We start from the raw sequence: 17396 nt of genomic DNA on the forward strand, positions 1-17396 counted from the left end.
TCTCGCATCCCAGGGCATAAGCGACTCCATAAACGGGTTCTTATGCCTCAGTTGTAAGTGTCTACCATGTCCCCGAACAAGTGTTCACTATGTCCCCGGACCGTACACCCCAGGGGAGAGGGTGTAATTGTTCCCTCTCCCTGTGGGAGAGGGTTAGGGTGAGGGCATCAGGCAGCGCAGTCGTTGCCTGATAGCCATTAACACCTCCTCCTCGTTTGTCCTGATTTCGTTATTCCAGAACCGTAGTATTTCCCAGCCGTTCGCATTCAAAAATTCAGTACGACGTGAATCATAGGTTTCGTTATTCTGATGTTGGCCACCGTCCAGCTCGATAATCAGCTTTGCCTTAAAACAGGCAAAATCCACGATATATGCACCAATCGGCATCTGGCGGCGAAACTTATAGCCAAAGAAGCGGCGTCCCCTGAGTAAATACCAGAGACGTAACTCTTCGGGCGTCATTTGTTTACGGAGTTGTTTTGATTTTTCCATCCCCATACTCTGCCAGCCTTTCCCTTAGCCGGCAGAACGGGATGCGAAATCCTGAATCAGCCTTCAGGAATCTTCAGCGAGGAACAGCTCAAGAAGGGAGTTTAAGAACAGCTTGCCGTGCTCGGTGATCTGCCAGCATTCCGCACTCTCGGTGAGATACCCCTTTGCCAGCGCTTCGTCAATCTGCGGACGAATCACCGATTCCGCCAGGCCGGTGTACAGCGAAAACTCCGCGCGCGGCGCGGCTTCCAGCAGGCGGAAACGGTTCATAAAGAACTCAAACGGCTTATCCGCCGCCTCAACGTCGTGCTGACGCTCAAGGTAGCGTCCTTCCATAAATCCGCGCGGGTGGCGGGTTTTGGCGGTGCGAAGGATGCGACCATCCGGGAAGGTCACCTTGCCGTGGGCGCCGCAGCCAATCCCCAGATAATCACCAAAACGCCAGTAGTTCAGGTTGTGCTGACACTGGAAGCCCGGCTTCGCGTAGGCGGACGTTTCATACTGCTGATACCCGGCAGCGGTCAAAAGCTTGTGGCCCTGCTCGAAGATATCCCACAGCGCGTCGTCATCCGGCAGCACCGGCGGGCGGGAGCCGAACAGCGTGTTTGGCTCGATGGTGAGCTGATACCACGACAAATGCGGCGGGTTCAGTTCAATTGCCTGGCGCAGATCGTCCAGCGCCTCTTCCAGCGACTGATCCGGCAGACCATGCATCAAATCGAGGTTAAAGCTGCGCAGCCCAAGCCCCGTTGCCAGGTTCGCCGCGCGCTTCGCCTCTTCCGGGCCGTGAATGCGACCCAGACGCTTCAGCTTCGGCTCGCTAAAGCTCTGCACGCCGATGGAGATGCGGTTCACGCCCGCGCGCTGATACTCGACAAAACGGTCGGTCTCAACGGTGCCGGGGTTGGCTTCCATCGTAATTTCCGCATCCGCCGCCAGGTTCAGGCGCGCACGCACGCCGTCCAGCAGCGTCTGCATTGCCGGGCCTGACAGCAGGCTCGGCGTACCGCCACCAATGAAAATGGTCTTAACTTCACGTCCCTGTGCGTACGGCACATCGGCGTCCAGGTCGGCCAGCAGATGCGCGACGTAGTCATCGTGCGGCACTTCGCCCTTCAGCGCGTGCGAATTGAAATCGCAGTACGGGCATTTCTGCACGCACCACGGGATATGAATATAAAGACTCAGAGGCGGCAAATTAGCCATTATGCAGTGCTTCCAGTAACAGTTTCAGCGCGCGTCCACGGTGGGAAATCGCACTTTTCTCTTCGCGGGTCAGTTCCGCAGCGGTTTTGCCCTCGGTCGGGACAAAGAAAATCGGGTCGTAGCCAAAGCCGCCGTTGCCCGCCGCTTCACGGGTAATCACGCCCGGCCAGCTGCCGTGACAGACAATCGGCGTCGGGTCTTCTGCATGACGCATGTAGACCAGCACGCAGTGGAACTGCGCGGTACGCTGTTCGTCGGGAACGTCCTTCAGGGCCACGAGCAGCTTTTCCAGATTCTGCTGGTCGGTGGCGTCCACCCCGGAATAGCGCGCGGAGTAAATCCCCGGCGCACCGCCGAGAAAATCCACGGCCAGACCGGAGTCGTCGGCAATCGCGGGCAGGCCGGTTACCTGCGCCGCATGGCGCGCTTTCAGAATGGCGTTTTCGATAAACGTCAGGCCCGTCTCTTCGGCGGACTCCACGCCCAACTCGGTCTGAGCCACCACGTCCAGCCCAAAATCATTTAATAGCGAGGCCAGCTCGCGCACTTTACCGGCGTTACCGGTCGCGAGAACAACTTTCTGCATGGTTTAGTCCTGTTCTGTCAGAGCCGCGACTTCCGTCGGGATAGATTGCGGATTAAGGATTTTTACCTGTTTATGCCGCCCAAGTTCACCTTTTTCAATGATGACCTGGCTTTTGGCGACGCGAAACTGTTTTGCCAGATATTTGGTCAGATGCGCGTTCGCCTGGCCATCGACCGGTGGGGCGGTGATGGCGACCTTTAGCTCGTCGCCATGCAGCCCAACAATACTGTCACGGCTGGCTTTCGGCTGAATATACAGCCGTAAAACCAGCCCGTCGGTGCAGGTGCTTACTGCACTCATAGCGCCATCCACAGCCCCGGCAGCAGCATATCGCCCGTAGACTGGAGCAGTTCGGCGATCCCCATGTTGATCACATAGAGCAGCAGCACCAGGATCATCGGGGAGAAGTCGATGCCGCCCATGGACGGGAGCAGGTTACGGATCGGACGCAGCAGCGGCTCGGCCAGCTGAATCAAGGCGTACTCTACCGGGCTACGTCCCTGGCTTACCCAGCTCATGATCGCCATCACCAGCAGTACCCAGAAGATCAGCAAACCGACGGTTTTGATCAGAATCAGAACGGCGGCAATCCAGATAATCGGCTGGAAGGTAATGACCATAAACAGCACGATGGCTTTGAGCACGCTCAGAATAAACGCCACCAGCAGCGAAGCGCTGTCGATGGGGCCCATGGCCGGGATAATACGGCGCAGCGGTCCGACAACAGGTTGCGTGATTTTCACGACAAACTGGGAGAACGGATTGTAAAAGTCACAGCGGGCCCACTGCATCCAGACGCGCAGCAAAAGCGCCATCGTGTACAGCTCAATGACCGTTGAGAGCAGGAAAGTCAACGTCTTCATGGCGTTCCTCAGGTTTCCTTATTATTTGGTGTAGTCGCGCGCACCGAAAATGGCTGTGCCGATGCGCACCATAGTGCTGCCTGCCGCGATGGCGGCTTCCATATCATCCGACATGCCCAGTGAAAGCGTGTCTACCGTTTCATAGCGCGCTTTAAGCGCCTCAAATGCTACAGCCATTTGCTGTGCCACGGCAAACTGCCTTTCATAACTTGACTCAGGTGCCGGAATGGCCATCAGCCCGCGCAGGGTTAAGCGCGGCAGGGCGGCCACCTCTGCGGCCAGCGCATCCAGCTCGCTCAGCGCAATGCCGGACTTGCTGTTTTCATCACTGATGTTGATTTGAATCAGCACGTTAAGCGCAGGCATCTCCGCCGGGCGCTGGTCGCTCAGACGGGAAGCAATACGCAGACGGTCGATGGTATGGCACCAGTCAAAGTGCTCTGCTACCAGACGGCTTTTGTTCGACTGCAGGGGACCAATAAAGTGCCATTGCAGATCGGACGTCTCCTGCTCCTGGAAGTAGCGAATTTTATCCACTCCTTCCTGCACGTAGTTTTCGCCAAACGCCCGGTGACCTGCAGCAATCGCTTCTGCGATGGCGCTCGCAGGCTTGGTTTTGCTGACTGCAAGCAACGTAATTTCTTCTGAAGCACGGCCGCAACGCGTTGCAGCGGCTGAGATTTTGTCCCGGACCTGTGCCAGGTTATGCGCAATGTCGTTCATTTTCCGAGGAGTAGTCTATGGATGTGGAAGAAATTGTGGCCCTTAGTGTAAAGCATAACGTCTCCGATCTACACCTGTGCAGTGATTCACCACCGCGCTGGCGCAGATTGGGCCGCCTTGAGCCGGCCCCGTTTCCGCCGCCGGATGTCGGGGCGTTGCTAAAGGCGTGGCTCAACGACGAACAGCAGGGCGCATGGTGGGCAAACGGGCAGGTCGATTTTGCCGTGACGGTCGCAGGAGACCAGCGTCTGCGCGGCAGTGCGTTTAAGCAGATGAAGGGCATCTCCGTTACCCTGCGGCTGTTACCGCGTTCCTGTCCGCAGCTCCCTTCGCTTGGGGTGCCGCGCGCTATTCCCGAACTGTTGTCCAGCGACAACGGGTTGATTCTGGTAACGGGAGCGACCGGCAGCGGTAAATCCACCACGCTGGCCGCAATGGTCGACTTCCTCAACCGCCATACTGACGGCCATATCCTCACGCTTGAAGATCCGGTGGAGTTTATGTACCAGAGTGAACGTTGCCTGATTCAGCAGCGGGAGATAGGCCAGCACAGCCCGTCATTTGCAGAAGCGCTGCGCAGTGCGTTACGCGAGGACCCGGACGTTATTTTGCTGGGGGAGTTGCGCGACAGCGAAACGATCCGCCTGGCGCTTACGGCGGCGGAGACCGGGCATCTGGTGCTGGCGACGCTGCACACGCGCGGGGCAGCACAGGCGATTGAACGGCTGATCGATACGTTCCCGGCGCAGGAGAAAGATCCGGTGCGTAACCAGCTGGCTGGCAGCCTGCGGGCAGTGCTGGCGCAAAAGCTGCTTCCCGATCTTCAGGGCGGGCGCGTCGCGCTGTACGAGCTGCTGGTAAACACCGCGGCGGCGGCGAATCTGATTCGTGAGGGGAAGACGTGGCAGTTGCCCGGCATCATTCAAACCGGCCAGCAGGCGGGAATGCAGAACTTTGACCAGAGCCTGGCGGAGAGACGGGCACAGGGGCGGCTGTAGGCCCCTGCGTTAAAAGCCCTGTTCGAAGTAGCTTTCGAGGATGATAACGGCTGAAGCGGAGTCTACGCTGCCTTTGTTGAGCGCCCGGAAGCCACCGTGTTCAAACAGGCCTGCACGCGCTTCGACGGTGCTGAGACGCTCGTCGTGAAGCTTCACGGAGACGCCAAAGCGGCCATGGATTTTATTGGCGAATTTACGCGCGCGGGCGGTAAGCGGTTGCTCGGTGCCGTCCATGTTCAGCGGCAGGCCGACAATCACGTCGTCCGGCTGCCACTCTTTGAGCAGGCGCTCAATAAGGTTCCAGTCCGGCGTGCCGTCGTTAGCTTTCAGCGCCGTGAGCGGGCGGGCGGTGCCGGTGATCCGTTGACCCACGGCGACGCCGATGCTTTTGGTGCCGAAGTCGAAGGCGAGAAGGGTGCCGCTCATTACGCGTGCCCCGCTACGCCAGGCATGGTCAGAATATCAATGCCAATCAGCTTTGCCGCGTCACGCCAGCGATCGGCAATAGGGGTTTTAAACAGAATATTCATGTCCGCAGGTGCGGTAAGCCAGGCGTTATCGAGGATCTCTTGCTCAAGCTGGCCTTTCTCCCACGACGAATAGCCCAGCGCCACCAGCACTTCGGAAGGCTGCTCAGCGGTGCCCAGCGTTTCAAGCACGTCGCGCGAGGTGGTGATCACGGTGTTATCGGAGATGCGAATGCTGGAAGAGAATACCGGCGGGGTATGCAGGATAAAGCCGCGATCTTCGGCAAGAGGTCCACCCAGCATCACCGGTTTATCAAGCCGGATTTCCGGCAGGCGCGCTTCAGCCGAGATTTTCAGCTTGTCCAGAATCCCTTCAACCTGCAGGTTTTCCAGCGGTTTGTTGATGATAATACCCATCGCGCCGTCTTCATTGTATTCACAAATATAAACCACGGCGCGGCGAAAAATCGGATCCTGGAGAGCAGGCATGGCAATAAGAAAGTGATGCTGTAAATTCATTGTCAGAGGTACTGTTTCCTGGTTTAAAAAGCGACAGCGCCCAGTATGGGGATAAACCCAGGCGCTGTCACAGTTTATTTCTGTAAACGTTTTTCGATAGCGTCCATCAGCATTCCGGTGATCGAGATCGGGAACTCCGCTTCGATTTCGCGAATGCAGGTTGGGCTGGTGACGTTAACTTCAGTCAGGCGATCGCCGATGATATCCAGGCCAACGAAGATCAGGCCTTTGGCTTTCAGCGTTGGGCCAACGCGGCGGGCAATTTCCCAGTCGCTTTCGGTTAGCGGGCGCGGCTCGCCGCGGCCACCTGCCGCCAGGTTACCGCGGGTTTCGCCACCCTGTGGGATACGCGCCAGGCAGTAAGGCACCGGCTCACCGTCCACGACCAGCACGCGCTTATCGCCATCTTTGATCGCTGGAATATAGTTTTGCGCCATGCAGTAACGCGTGCCCAGCTCGGTCAGCGTTTCGGCAATCACGCCAATGTTCGGGTCGCCGTTCTTCACGCGGAAAATAGACGCGCCGCCCATGCCGTCCAGCGGCTTCATGATGATGTCGCCGTGCTTCTGCCAGAATTCTTTCAGCTGCGCTTTGCTGCGGGTGACCAGCGTTTCCGGCGTCAGGTCAGAGAACCAGGCGGTGTAAAGCTTCTCGTTGCAGTCGCGCAGGCTCTGCGGCTTGTTGACGATCAGCGTCCCTTTCTCTTCGGCACGCTCAAGGATGTAGGTGCTATAGATGTATTCGGTGTCAAACGGCGGATCTTTACGCATCAGGATGACGTTGAGGTCGGCCAGGGCAATGTCCTGCTCGGTGCCGAATTCGTACCATTTGTCGTAGTTCTGCTCGACGTTAACGATGCGGGTGCGTGCGCGGGCTTCACCGTTGATCAGATAAAGATCGTTCATCTCCATATAGTGGAGCTCATAGCCACGACGCTGCGCTTCCAGCAGCATGGCGAAGCTGGAGTCTTTCTTGATGTTAATGTTTGCGATGGGATCCATCACGATGCCGAGCTTTATCATGTTCTTCTCCGTTAATACTTCAACCCAGATCGCCAAACCGTACCTGTAGCGCGGTTATGGCCGTGAGTGCCGTTGTCTCAGTGCGCAGAACGCGAGGTCCCAACAGAATATCAGTAAACTGGTAGCGCGCCGTCATCGCAATTTCGTCCGCCGACAGGCCGCCTTCGGGACCAATCAGCAGGCGTACGCGCTCAACGGGCAGCGGCAGCGTATTGATGCTGGCGCTGGCGCGCGGATGAAGATTGAGCTTCAGCCCGCTATCCTCTTCTGCACACCAGTCCTCCAGATCCATCGCCGGGCGGATCTCCGGAATACGGTTGCGGCCGCTCTGTTCGCAGGCCGCAATGGCGATTTTCTGCCACTGCTGGATCTTTTTGTTCAGACGTTCCGCATCCAGTTTAACGCCACAGCGCTCGGAAAAAAGTGGCGTAATGAGGCTTACACCCAGCTCAATGGATTTTTGAATGGTGAACTCCATCTTTTCTCCGCGCGACATCACCTGCCCAAGGTGGATGTGCAGCGGCGATTCACGGTCGTCCACTTCGCCGCGCAAGACATTCACATGCACGCTTTTTTTATCCGCCCGCGTGATTTCCGCGTCGAAAACCTGATTAGAGCCGTCGAACAACTGTATTGCCTGGCCAGCCCCCATGCGCAGCACGCGGCCAACGTGGTTAGCGGCGTCGTCAGACAGGGCGATTTCGCGGCCTGCGGTAATCAGTTCAGGGTGGTAAATGCGGGGAATGCGCATAGTCAAAAATTCCATATGTCATGCGGTATAAGCGAATTGCCGTAGTGTAGGTTAGCTCTTTTGCGCCTGGCAAGCCCGCTGGACGTAAGGGTTATGATTCCCCTGGACTCTGGCGATACGTTCGTCGCGCTGGCATTCCCATTCCGTCACCGGATACTGCTTATCCCAGGCATTGAACAGCTGCGTCTGCTGGCGTGAAAGGTTGAGGTCATAACGGTCACGCATGTAGAAGTAGGTGCGGGCGATGCTGCCGCGCGCGCGGGCAGGGGGCTCGGCGACTTTCTCTTTGAAATCTACCTTCATACCGCACTGGCCGTACTGGCCTTCGCCACCGTTCCACTGGCTGTACATGAAATTGCCGCGGTCGCCGTTCACTTCACCTACCGCAGGCTGCAGGTTATGCATGTCGCTTTCCATCTGGCGATAAACCGGATCTTTGGCGCAGTTTTTACGACCGCCGTCCTGCCAGCACTGGCGCTGGTGACCAAACTGCCAGGCCGGAACGACATGCTCCCACTCGATGCGGCTGGCGCGGTTTTCGTTTTTACGCACCTTATAGCCGCAGGATTCGAGGTCAACGACCCCTTTTTTGCCCTGCCAGTTAATTTTGCAGCCGCAGTAGAAATCGCCCGGCACATCGGCGTTCACCTTAACGCCTGCTGCCTTGGCCTGGGAAAAACTGTTGATACCGTCGGCCAGGGCCTGACCGGAAAGCGCCGTCGCCAGAAAAGCGACCGCGACAGAAACATTACGGGACATCTTACACTCCGTGTCAAAACGAGCCCGCAACGTAACGAATGTTGTTCCTGTATGCAATCAGTCAGATCAGGAAAGTTCCTGAAAGTTCAGGTGATTACTCTGCAATCAGCGGTTCGCCGCATTTGACGCAGCGGTAGGTCGCCTCGCCGCGCACCACGCGGTTATGGCGGCGGACGGTAAGCTGGTGCTGCTGGCACTGGCAGCGGTAGGGGAAGGTATTGCGGCGTACCGATTCCAGCTCGAACTGATGGGTACGGCGCGCCGGAACGCCGAGCACCGCCTCCATCATCCATTTCCACTCTTTTCCATGCGGCGCGACGCGGCCAAAATGCTTCCATACCAGAAGGTGCGCCAGCTCGTGCGGTACCACTTCTTCAATAAACGCCTGCTGGTTTTCCATCATCAGCACCGGGTTCAGGCGGATCTCGTACGATTCCAGCCAGGCGGTGCCGGCTGCGGTGCCGCGCTGCTGATAGACCAGCTTCGGTTCAGGGTAATTGCGGCCGAGTTTCAGATTCGCCTGGGCAAGTTTTTCCCGCAGGCTGCGCATAACGGCTTGCTGAATGGCGATGGGGAGACGGGGAGCTTTCATAGGGGCAGAGCATAAAGCGGGAAGCGGGGAGGCGCAAGAGGCGCCTCCCGCAAGAGGATTAGTCGTGGGCGCCGATTTCGCGCAGCGGACGACCTTTCATCAGGTTACGTTCAATATGTTCCAGAGAAACATGTTTGGTTTCTGGAACCAGCCAGATGGTCAGCACAATAAAGAAGATATTCAGACCGGCGTAGACCCAGAAGGTGTTGGCATTGCCCAGGGTGTTGAGCATGGTCAGGAACGTTGCGCCGACGATCATGTTGGCAATCCAGTTGGTTGCGGTAGAGCAGGTGATACCAAAATCACGCCCTTTCAGCGGCTGGATTTCAGAGCACAGTACCCAAATCAGCGGACCGGCGCTCATCGCAAACCCGACGATAAACATCAGCAGCATGCCCACCGCGAAGTACTGGGCGGTTGGGGAGTGAATGCCCACATGCATCATGGTGCCGAGGACGCCCATGCCCGTCGCCATCACCAGGAAGCCCAGGGTCAGGGTTGGCTTACGACCCCAGCGGTCCACCAGGCCGATGGCGATAAAGGTCGCCAGCACGTTGGTCAGGCCCACGATGACGGTCCCCCACATCTGCTCGGTGGTGTTGGTGTAACCCGCCAGTTCAAAGATTTTTGGCGCGTAGTACATGATGACGTTCATCCCGGTGAACTGCTGCATCACCTGCAGCAGCACGCCGAGGAACACCGCCCGACGGAAGTTGCTGTTCTCTTTAAACAGCGCCCAGCCGGACTGTTTTACCTTCAGGCTTTCGCGGATCTCTTCCAGTTCGTTTTTCGCTTCCGCGCTGGTATCGCGCAGGCGGAGCAGCACGCGTTCGGCATCAACGAAGCGGCGCTTGGCGGCAAACCAGCGCGGGCTGTCCGGCAGGAAGAAGACGCCAATCAGCAGCAGAATGGCCGGGATGATGATCACGCCGAGCATCCAGCGCCATGCGCCGCTGTAGCTGAACGCGGTATCGGACAGGTAAGCGCCGAGAATACCGATGGTGATCATCAGCTGGTACATGGAAATCATACTGCCGCGGATTTTCTCCGGCGCAATTTCGGAGAGGTAGAGCGGGGCGGTGTAAGACGCCACGCCCACCGCAAGGCCCAGCAGCACGCGGGAAAGAATAAGCACTTCAACGTTAGGGGCGGCAGCGGAGAAGAGCGAACCGGCGACGAAGAGAATCGCACCGATCATCAGGCTCTTTTTGCGTCCGAGCTTGAAGGAGAGCCAGCCGCTGCCGACGGCCCCAACGGCCGCACCGAACATCATGGAGCTAACCACCCATTCCTGGGTATGCGCGTTAATCTGGAATTCGTCTGCGATGAAGGGAAGAGCGCCGGCAATGACGCCGATATCCAGGCCAAAGAGTAATCCTGCCAGGGCGGCGAGGAAGCAGACGAAGAAAGTCATCGCCTTGTTGGACGTACGCCCCTGTTTTTTATTGTCAGGCATTATGCCCTCCAGTTGGGTTATCAGTTTTATTGATGATAAGGGTAGGTGAGCGACCCGTAAAAATATGTGAGATTAATCACAATGGTGTAATCGGTTACACTAACGTGCAACCGTAAAAATTATTAAAGCTTTGAAAATATAGAGGTAAACGAGGTGATGCGCATCGCGTTTGTTTGAATTTCAGACTTAACTGAAAGGAAATGTAACAGCAGAAGAAAGGCGAACATGCAAAGAGATTATTCTGAAAGCGGAGTGGTGCCGGTGCGGTGTAATCGCTTTCAGTTGTGCGGCTTTAGCCGCCACCCGACATAAAAAAAGCCAGCACAAAGGCTGGCCTGTTTAATACTCTCGGCTGTCGATTACTTCAGACCGGCAGCCTCACGCAGCAGAGCGGCTTTGTCGGTTTTTTCCCATGGGAAATGTTCACGACCAAAGTGACCGTATGCAGCGGTTTCCTGGTAGATTGGGTGCAGCAGATCCAGCATCTGAATCAGGCCGTATGGACGCAGGTCGAAGAACTCGCGCACCAGCAGGGTCAGCTGTTCTGAAGGCACTTTTTCAGTACCGAAGGTTTCCACCATGATGGAGGTTGGCTCAGCCACGCCGATAGCGTAGGAAACCTGAATCTCACAGCGGTCGGCCAGGCCGGCAGCAACGATGTTTTTCGCCACATAACGTGCAGCGTACGCGGCAGAACGGTCAACTTTAGACGGATCTTTACCGGAGAACGCGCCGCCACCGTGACGCGCCATGCCGCCGTAGGTATCAACGATGATTTTACGACCGGTCAGGCCGCAGTCGCCCATTGGGCCGCCGATAACAAAGCGTCCGGTTGGGTTGATGAAGAATTTGGTTGCTGAGCTCAGCCATTCGGTCGGCAGAACCGGCTTGATGATCTCTTCCATCACTGCTTCCTGCAGGGATTTCTGATCGATCTCTTCGGCATGCTGGGTAGACAGCACCACCGCGTCAATACCGACGATTTTGCCGTCGTCGTACTGGAAGGTGACCTGGCTTTTCGCATCCGGGCGCAGCCACGGCAGGGTGCCGTTTTTACGCACTTCAGCCTGACGCTGCACCAGACGGTGTGCGTAGGTCACAGGTGCTGGCATCAGCACGTCGGTTTCGTTGGTTGCATAACCGAACATCAGGCCCTGGTCGCCCGCGCCCTGTTCCAGCGGATCGGCACGGTCAACGCCCTGGTTAATGTCCGGAGACTGCTTGCCAATCGCGCTCAGTACCGCGCAGGAGTTGGCATCAAAGCCCATATCAGAATGCACATAGCCGATCTCACGCACCGTGTTACGGGTGATCTCTTCGATATCAACCCATGCGCTGGTGGTGATCTCACCGCCAACCAGAACCATGCCGGTTTTGACATAGGTTTCACACGCTACGCGCGCTTTAGGATCCTGCGCCAGGATCGCATCCAGCACCGCATCGGAGATTTGGTCAGCAATTTTATCAGGATGTCCTTCTGATACGGACTCGGACGTAAACAGGTGTTTTGCCATGTTTTATTTCACCTAAGAGGAATTTGGTTAGCTCAAGCTGCTGTGTGGAATAGCCAAAGGAGATAATTCTACCAAGGCCTGCAGGTTTTTGACACTGGCAGTATGAGTGTTAATCAGTATAGATGGATTAACATCTGGATGGCTATTTTAGGTCACTTCTTCGCCCGATTTCCAGTTTTTTTTGATTCATCTCTCACTGCGTTGAAATGGCTGCTGGAAATTTTTCCTGACGCTGCTGGCAACACGCGTATTTTTGTTTTGCTTTTTAGCCCCCTTCTCGGTATAAAACGCGGCGCGCGGCTCATATAAAATCAGCGCTCGATGAATACATCGTGTCGCCACTTCCAGCCGGGTTAAGCAGTGAACTTTTAGCTTTGGCTTGGGGTCCGTTTCATCAGAGGCGGCCGTGGAGGTGATACGAGATAATGAACCATCGTTTTCCGCTAATTCAGCGCTGCCGTTCTGGCGCGCCATTGATTCCCGCAACCCGCATTTCTAGTCTGCAAACCTGCCGATGTTATACCCATCTCGGCGCTTCTCAGGATTCAAGGGCCGGTTACGCTCTGTGAAAACTGAACAAGGGCGCTCTTGTTAATACAAGAGTTTTCTCGTGGTTTCGCCGAACCTTGTCATACAGAGTTCGGATACGTGTTTTACAATGATATGAATAAGAAACCGGTCGCACGGTCTGGATTTCAGCATACTCTGCTGGGAAACGGAGCCGTTTATGGGTTGTTATCGCCGTATAACGCTGCGATAGTAGTCAACTGTTTTACACTTAATACAAAGAGTTGAGGTTCGCTATGTCTGACGACATGTCTTCTTTTTCGCCTTCGTCAGCGGGCGAACAGGGTGTACTACGTTCTATGCAGGAGGTTGCGATGAGCTCCCAGGAAGCCAGCAAGATGCTGCGCACTTACAATATTGCCTGGTGGGGCAATAACTACTACGACGTCAACGAGCTGGGCCACATCAGCGTCTGCCCGGACCCGGACGTCCCTGAAGCGCGCGTGGATCTCGCTAAGCTGGTGAAAGCCCGTGAAGCGCAGGGCCAGCGTTTGCCTGCACTGTTCTGCTTCCCGCAGATCCTGCAACATCGCCTGCGTTCCATTAACGCCGCGTTCAAGCGCGCGCGTGAATCCTACGGCTATAAAGGCGACTACTTCCTGGTTTACCCGATCAAGGTGAACCAGCACCGCCGCGTAATCGAATCCCTGATCCACTCCGGCGAACCGCTGGGACTGGAAGCAGGCTCCAAAGCGGAGCTGATGGCGGTTCTGGCGCACGCGGGCATGACCCGGTCGGTGATCGTCTGTAACGGCTATAAAGACCGCGAATACATTCGTCTGGCGCTGATTGGCGAGAAGATGGGCCACAAGGTCTATCTGGTTATCGAGAAGATGACCGAAATTGCCATCGTGCTGGAAGAAGCCGAGCGTTTGAACGTCATTCCGCGCCTTGGCGTACGTGCGCGTCTGGCGTCGCAGGGTTCCGGTAAATGGCAGTCTTCCGGCGGTGAAAAATCCAAGTTCGGCCTCGCGGCGAACCAGGTGCTGCAGCTGGTGGAAATCCTGCGCGAGCGCGGTCGTCTGGACAGCATTCAGCTGCTGCACTTCCACCTCGGCTCGCAGATGGCCAATATTCGCGACATCGCCACCGGCGTGCGTGAATCCGCGCGTTTCTACGTTGAGCTGCACAAGCTTGGCGTGAATATACAGTGCTTCGACGTGGGCGGTGGCCTGGGCGTGGACTACGAAGGAACCCGCTCGCAGTCCGACTGCTCGGTGAACTACGGCCTGAACGAATATGCCAACAACATCATCTGGGCGATTGGCGATGCCTGTGAAGAGCACGGCCTGCCGCACCCGACGGTGATTACCGAATCTGGCCGCGCGGTTACCGCGCACCATACGGTGCTGGTGTCTAATATCATTGGCGTTGAGCGCAGCGAAATCACCGAAGCGACGCCTCCGCAAGATGATGCCCCACGTTCCCTGCAAAGCATGTGGGAAACCTGGCAGGAGATGCACGAGCCGGGCACGCGCCGTTCCCTGCGCGAATGGCTGCACGACAGCCAGATGGATCTGCACGATATCCACGTCGGCTACTCGTCAGGCACCTTCAGCCTGCAGGAGCGCGCGTGGGCGGAGCAGCTCTATCTGAATATGTGCCATGAAGTGCAGAAACAGCTCGACCCGAGCAACCGCGCGCATCGTCCGATTATCGACGAGTTGCAGGAGCGTATGGCGGACAAAATGTACGTCAACTTCTCCCTGTTCCAGTCGATGCCGGATGCCTGGGGTATCGACCAGCTGTTCCCGGTTCTGCCGCTGGAAGGGCTGAACCACGCCCCGGAACGTCGCGCAGTGCTGCTGGACATCACCTGTGACTCTGACGGCGCGATTGACCACTACGTTGACGGTGACGGTATCGCAACGACGATGCCAATGCCGGAGTACGATCCGGAGAACCCGCCAATGCTGGGCTTCTTTATGGTGGGTGCGTATCAGGAGATCCTCGGCAACATGCACAACCTGTTCGGCGATACCGAAGCGGTTGACGTGTTTGTCTTCCCTGACGGCAGCGTCGAGGTTGAGCTGTCCGATGAAGGGGACACCGTGGCGGACATGCTGGAATACGTGCAGCTGGATCCGAAAAAACTGCTCACCCAGTTCCGCGACCAGGTGAAAAACACCGGTCTGGACGATGCCTTGCAGCAGCAGTTCCTGGAAGAGTTTGAAGCGGGTCTGTACGGGTACACCTACCTGGAAGACGAGTAGTAAAACCTCCCTCTCCCGGTGGGAGAGGGTTGGGGTGAGGGCATCAGACCGCACAATGCCCTATACTCACTTGAACCCGTATGAATTACCGGCGATAATTCGCCCCAATATGCGATTTACGAATCAATCCCTTCCTCGTCGGGTTTAACGACGCGGAGGGGATTTTTTTTCATCTGTTTTTAATGTATCGACGTTAAAAGAGGTCAGGACATGAGCACTTTAGGTCATCAGTACGATAACTCTCTGGTATCTAACGCGTTTGGTTTTTTACGCCTTCCAATGAACTTCCAGCCGTACGACAGCGATGCGGACTGGGTGATCACCGGCGTACCGTTCGACATGGCAACCTCCGGTCGTGCGGGTGGTCGTCACGGCCCGGCGGCAATCCGTCAGGTTTCCACCAACCTGGCCTGGGAGCACAACCGCTTCCCGTGGAACTTCGACATGCGCGAGCGCCTGAACGTGGTGGACTGCGGTGACCTGGTGTACGCCTTCGGCGACGCGCGCGAAATGAGCGAAAAATTGCAGGCGCACGCAGAGAAGCTGCTGGCGGCCGGCAAGCGCATGCTCTCCTTCGGCGGTGACCACTTTGTCACTCTGCCGCTGCTGCGCGCTCACGCGAAGCACTTCGGTAAAATGGCGCTGGTGCACTTCGATGCGCATACCGATACCTACGCGAACGGCTGCGAGTTCGACCACGGCACCATGTTCTACACCGCGCCGAAAGAAGGCCTGATCGATCCGAACCACTCCGTGCAGATCGGCATCCGTACCGAGTTCGACAAAGACAACGGTTTCACCGTGCTGGACGCCGGCCAGGTGAACGATCGCGGCGTGGACGATATTCTGGCTCAGGTTAAGCAGATCGTCGGCGATATGCCTGTATACCTGACCTTCGATATCGACTGCCTGGATCCGGCATTTGCACCGGGTACTGGTACGCCGGTGATTGGCGGCCTGACGTCAGACCGCGCCATCAAGCTGGTACGTGGCCTGAAGGATCTGAACATCGTTGGGATGGACGTGGTAGAAGTGGCGCCAGCCTATGACCAGTCCGAAATCACCGCGCTTGCCGCGGCGACCCTGGCGCTGGAAATGCTCTACATCCAGGCCGCGAAAAAAGGCGAATAAGCCTTACGCGCTGATTGCTGCTGCGCGACGCATGCGCAGCAGCAACATTCCCCCGGCAAGCAGGTTGATTACCTGCGAGACGACCAGCACCGAAAAGCCTGAGCTGACCGACCCTACCGACCTCATCACCATCCCCATCAGCAGCGGAATAAACGCCGCGCAGATATTGCCGATCCCGTTGATAATGCCGTAAGCGCTGCCCACCGCTTCCCGCGCGGCGTGATGCTGGATCACCGCCGGAATAGCCGCCCCCTGTAGCCCCCAGAAGATATTCGCCGAGAGCATAAACAGCGCCAGCCAGGCAGGCTGATGGCTGAGCATCAGCGCGACCACGGACAGCGCCGTCAGCGCGCCGCCCACCACAAACAGCATTGGCGCCTGTTCCGGGCGCATTCTGTCGAGCAGCACCCCGCCGAGGAACTTCGAGCCCAGGCTCAGCAGGAAGGGAATGGCCGCAAGCATGCCCGTGGCGTGCAGCGAGAAATGATGCTCGTCGCGCAGCCACGCGGGCAGCCAGGCGCTGCTCCCCCAGAGATAGCTCAGGGTGGCAATCTCCACCAGCAGGATCCACCCGAGCAGCGGCGTTTGCCAGGCCAGCGAAAACGTCTCTGTAAAGCCCGGTTTTTTGATTTTCTCCGCACCCCGCGGCGCGGGCAGGAAGCGCCAGACAAGGCCGCCACCCAGCACCAGATTTAATACCGCCAGGGCATAAAACGATCCGGCCCAGCCGAGATGCGCCATCAGCCACGTTACCAGCGGAAAGCCCACGGCCAGCCCGAGCGAGACGCCCAGCGCGGTCACGGCGTTGGGTTTGCCGATCTCCTGCGCGCTAAAGTGATCGCTGATGAAGCGCGTTTTCAGCGAAAAGAGCGGCCCCTCAGCGATCCCCAGGATCGTGCGCGCGACGAGCATGCCCATCAGCGATCCGAGCAGCGGTGAAATGGCGCATACCGCTGCCCACATCGCTATGCTGATCAATAATCCCTGTCGATAATGGAGTTTGCTTTCAATAACCGGAGTTAATAATAAAGCTGAAAATCCATAACCCAGCAGAAAACAGGTCATAAGCATTCCCTGTAACATTCTGTTTTCATTTAGCTGAAAATGCTGAGCAAATTCCGGGTTTAAAATCATTACAGAAATATTCACCCGGTCAACGTAGGAAATAATAATCAGTAATAACAGTGCCACTGTGCCTTGCCATCTTGCCGTCATAACGCCTGCCTTATGTTTTCGCTTATTTCTATTTTTATGCGCGTGATTGTCACGTGGGTAAAATGGTTCACCTGTGAAACTCATTGTTTATTAAAGAAAAAATAAAACTAAGTTTCACAGGTGAAACACCATAATTTTCCCTTCTTTTATTTTTAAGGAACAAAAAGAAAAGAAGTCAATCACTGTTTATTAAAATTTAAGGCCATCGATAAATCGTATTCTTTCACACCGAAATAATGAAAATTTCATATCGCTGCATTTTTTCGTGATCCTTTGCACACTTAGTTAATTAATTGCCGTTTGATTAACAAATTCGTCACAT

Annotated in this window: 20 protein-coding genes; 4 read left to right on the top strand and 16 right to left on the bottom strand. The window is 56.5% G+C overall.

The features are described 5' to 3' along the window. Window positions 1-153: 153 nt before the first annotated feature. The 6 genes from IM265_RS08650 to IM265_RS08675 all read right to left on the bottom strand — a co-directional run bounded on the left by IM265_RS08650 (window position 154) and on the right by IM265_RS08675 (window position 3870). Complete coding sequence (locus IM265_RS08650) at window positions 154-492, bottom strand: endonuclease domain-containing protein (protein WP_150145033.1); 339 nt, start codon at window positions 490-492, stop codon at window positions 154-156. Window positions 493-555: 63 nt separating this feature from the next. Further along, window positions 556-1698: a radical SAM family heme chaperone HemW gene (gene hemW, locus IM265_RS08655; protein WP_193031029.1), complete on the bottom strand. Its 1143-nt coding sequence runs from the start codon at window positions 1696-1698 to the stop codon at window positions 556-558. Next, on the bottom strand, window positions 1691-2284 hold the full coding sequence (locus IM265_RS08660) for an XTP/dITP diphosphatase (RefSeq protein WP_193031031.1): 594 nt from the start codon (window positions 2282-2284) through the stop codon (window positions 1691-1693). The genes hemW and IM265_RS08660 overlap by 8 nt, the downstream gene beginning before the upstream one ends. A 3-nt stretch (window positions 2285-2287) precedes the next feature. Next, window positions 2288-2584 (bottom strand): DUF167 family protein YggU, encoded by a 297-nt coding sequence (gene yggU, locus IM265_RS08665; RefSeq protein WP_047364545.1) that lies wholly within the window; start codon window positions 2582-2584, stop codon window positions 2288-2290. Further along, entirely contained in the window at window positions 2581-3147 is a 567-nt protein-coding gene (locus IM265_RS08670; RefSeq protein ID WP_045260768.1) for a YggT family protein, read from the bottom strand. The genes yggU and IM265_RS08670 overlap by 4 nt, the downstream gene beginning before the upstream one ends. Before the next feature lie 21 nt (window positions 3148-3168). Further along, a complete protein-coding gene (locus tag IM265_RS08675) occupies window positions 3169-3870 on the bottom strand; it encodes a YggS family pyridoxal phosphate-dependent enzyme (RefSeq protein WP_028014370.1) in 702 nt (233 codons plus the stop codon). 17 nt (window positions 3871-3887) lie between these two features. On the opposite strand from IM265_RS08675, the gene IM265_RS08680 reads away from it, so the two are divergent. Beyond that, a complete protein-coding gene (locus IM265_RS08680; protein ID WP_193031033.1) occupies window positions 3888-4868 on the top strand; it encodes a type IV pilus twitching motility protein PilT in 981 nt (326 codons plus the stop codon). 9 nt (window positions 4869-4877) lie between these two features. Here the strand turns inward: IM265_RS08680 and ruvX are convergent, their stop codons facing one another. The 9 genes from ruvX to IM265_RS22135 all read right to left on the bottom strand — a co-directional run bounded on the left by ruvX (window position 4878) and on the right by IM265_RS22135 (window position 12422). Beyond that, window positions 4878-5294 (bottom strand): Holliday junction resolvase RuvX, encoded by a 417-nt coding sequence (gene ruvX, locus IM265_RS08685; protein ID WP_021242076.1) that lies wholly within the window; start codon window positions 5292-5294, stop codon window positions 4878-4880. Further along, the gene (locus IM265_RS08690) at window positions 5294-5854 is read right to left on the bottom strand and encodes a YqgE/AlgH family protein (RefSeq protein WP_028014368.1); all 561 of its coding nucleotides are present in this window, start codon (window positions 5852-5854) and stop codon (window positions 5294-5296) included. The genes ruvX and IM265_RS08690 overlap by 1 nt, the downstream gene beginning before the upstream one ends. A gap of 74 nt (window positions 5855-5928) precedes the next feature. Beyond that, a complete protein-coding gene (gene gshB, locus IM265_RS08695; RefSeq protein ID WP_155026349.1) occupies window positions 5929-6876 on the bottom strand; it encodes a glutathione synthase in 948 nt (315 codons plus the stop codon). A 19-nt stretch (window positions 6877-6895) separates the two neighbouring features. Next, on the bottom strand, window positions 6896-7627 hold the full coding sequence (gene rsmE, locus IM265_RS08700) for a 16S rRNA (uracil(1498)-N(3))-methyltransferase (protein ID WP_041908327.1): 732 nt from the start codon (window positions 7625-7627) through the stop codon (window positions 6896-6898). A 51-nt stretch (window positions 7628-7678) separates the two neighbouring features. Beyond that, window positions 7679-8386, bottom strand: a complete 708-nt coding sequence (gene endA, locus IM265_RS08705; protein ID WP_193031036.1) for a deoxyribonuclease I — start codon at window positions 8384-8386, stop codon at window positions 7679-7681. A 94-nt stretch (window positions 8387-8480) separates the two neighbouring features. Next, complete coding sequence (locus IM265_RS08710) at window positions 8481-8978, bottom strand: SprT family zinc-dependent metalloprotease (protein WP_028014364.1); 498 nt, start codon at window positions 8976-8978, stop codon at window positions 8481-8483. A gap of 58 nt (window positions 8979-9036) precedes the next feature. Next, window positions 9037-10434, bottom strand: coding sequence for a galactose/proton symporter (galP, locus tag IM265_RS08715; RefSeq protein ID WP_045629996.1), 1398 nt, complete (start codon window positions 10432-10434; stop codon window positions 9037-9039). A 359-nt stretch (window positions 10435-10793) separates the two neighbouring features. After that, window positions 10794-11948, bottom strand: coding sequence for a methionine adenosyltransferase (gene metK / locus IM265_RS08720; protein WP_041908329.1), 1155 nt, complete (start codon window positions 11946-11948; stop codon window positions 10794-10796). 186 nt (window positions 11949-12134) lie between these two features. After that, window positions 12135-12422 carry a hypothetical protein gene (locus IM265_RS22135; RefSeq protein ID WP_045260764.1) on the bottom strand — a complete coding sequence of 96 codons (288 nt, stop codon included), beginning with the start codon at window positions 12420-12422 and terminating at the stop codon, window positions 12135-12137. A gap of 189 nt (window positions 12423-12611) precedes the next feature. Between IM265_RS22135 and yqgB the strand changes: the two genes are divergently transcribed. The 3 genes from yqgB to speB all read left to right on the top strand — a co-directional run bounded on the left by yqgB (window position 12612) and on the right by speB (window position 15859). After that, a complete protein-coding gene (gene yqgB, locus IM265_RS08735) occupies window positions 12612-12743 on the top strand; it encodes an acid stress response protein YqgB (RefSeq protein WP_127312443.1) in 132 nt (43 codons plus the stop codon). Window positions 12744-12751: 8 nt separating this feature from the next. Further along, window positions 12752-14728, top strand: coding sequence for a biosynthetic arginine decarboxylase (gene speA / locus IM265_RS08740; RefSeq protein ID WP_049001461.1), 1977 nt, complete (start codon window positions 12752-12754; stop codon window positions 14726-14728). Window positions 14729-14938: 210 nt separating this feature from the next. Next, window positions 14939-15859 (top strand): agmatinase, encoded by a 921-nt coding sequence (gene speB / locus IM265_RS08745; RefSeq protein ID WP_017382921.1) that lies wholly within the window; start codon window positions 14939-14941, stop codon window positions 15857-15859. A 3-nt stretch (window positions 15860-15862) separates the two neighbouring features. Here speB and IM265_RS08750 read toward each other — a convergent pair whose 3' ends face one another. Beyond that, window positions 15863-17074 (bottom strand): MFS transporter, encoded by a 1212-nt coding sequence (locus IM265_RS08750; protein ID WP_193031038.1) that lies wholly within the window; start codon window positions 17072-17074, stop codon window positions 15863-15865. Window positions 17075-17396 lie beyond the last annotated feature (322 nt).

Origin of the sequence: Enterobacter cloacae complex sp. P17RS, assembly GCF_014895885.1 — a bacterium.
Lineage (GTDB): Bacteria > Pseudomonadota > Gammaproteobacteria > Enterobacterales > Enterobacteriaceae > Enterobacter > Enterobacter bugandensis.

Bases quoted from the DNA above. Each gene is read 5' to 3' on its own strand.
- IM265_RS08690 (WP_028014368.1), bottom strand. From the start codon at position 5,854: ATGAATTTACAGCATCACTTTCTTATTGCCATGCCTGCTCTCCAGGAT.
- yqgB (WP_127312443.1), top strand. From the start codon at position 12,612: ATGAATAAGAAACCGGTCGCACGGTCTGGATTTCAGCATACTCTGCTG.
- IM265_RS08710 (WP_028014364.1), bottom strand. From the start codon at position 8,978: ATGAAAGCTCCCCGTCTCCCCATCGCCATTCAGCAAGCCGTTATGCGC.
- IM265_RS08675 (WP_028014370.1), bottom strand. From the start codon at position 3,870: ATGAACGACATTGCGCATAACCTGGCACAGGTCCGGGACAAAATCTCA.
- hemW (WP_193031029.1), bottom strand. From the start codon at position 1,698: ATGGCTAATTTGCCGCCTCTGAGTCTTTATATTCATATCCCGTGGTGC.
- IM265_RS08680 (WP_193031033.1), top strand. From the start codon at position 3,888: ATGGATGTGGAAGAAATTGTGGCCCTTAGTGTAAAGCATAACGTCTCC.
- ruvX (WP_021242076.1), bottom strand. From the start codon at position 5,294: ATGAGCGGCACCCTTCTCGCCTTCGACTTCGGCACCAAAAGCATCGGC.
- speB (WP_017382921.1), top strand. From the start codon at position 14,939: ATGAGCACTTTAGGTCATCAGTACGATAACTCTCTGGTATCTAACGCG.
- IM265_RS08750 (WP_193031038.1), bottom strand. From the start codon at position 17,074: ATGACGGCAAGATGGCAAGGCACAGTGGCACTGTTATTACTGATTATT.
- IM265_RS22135 (WP_045260764.1), bottom strand. From the start codon at position 12,422: ATGGCGCGCCAGAACGGCAGCGCTGAATTAGCGGAAAACGATGGTTCA.
- gshB (WP_155026349.1), bottom strand. From the start codon at position 6,876: ATGATAAAGCTCGGCATCGTGATGGATCCCATCGCAAACATTAACATC.
- galP (WP_045629996.1), bottom strand. From the start codon at position 10,434: ATGCCTGACAATAAAAAACAGGGGCGTACGTCCAACAAGGCGATGACT.
- yggU (WP_047364545.1), bottom strand. From the start codon at position 2,584: ATGAGTGCAGTAAGCACCTGCACCGACGGGCTGGTTTTACGGCTGTAT.
- IM265_RS08650 (WP_150145033.1), bottom strand. From the start codon at position 492: ATGGAAAAATCAAAACAACTCCGTAAACAAATGACGCCCGAAGAGTTA.
- endA (WP_193031036.1), bottom strand. From the start codon at position 8,386: ATGTCCCGTAATGTTTCTGTCGCGGTCGCTTTTCTGGCGACGGCGCTT.
- metK (WP_041908329.1), bottom strand. From the start codon at position 11,948: ATGGCAAAACACCTGTTTACGTCCGAGTCCGTATCAGAAGGACATCCT.
- speA (WP_049001461.1), top strand. From the start codon at position 12,752: ATGTCTGACGACATGTCTTCTTTTTCGCCTTCGTCAGCGGGCGAACAG.
- IM265_RS08670 (WP_045260768.1), bottom strand. From the start codon at position 3,147: ATGAAGACGTTGACTTTCCTGCTCTCAACGGTCATTGAGCTGTACACG.
- IM265_RS08660 (WP_193031031.1), bottom strand. From the start codon at position 2,284: ATGCAGAAAGTTGTTCTCGCGACCGGTAACGCCGGTAAAGTGCGCGAG.
- rsmE (WP_041908327.1), bottom strand. From the start codon at position 7,627: ATGCGCATTCCCCGCATTTACCACCCTGAACTGATTACCGCAGGCCGC.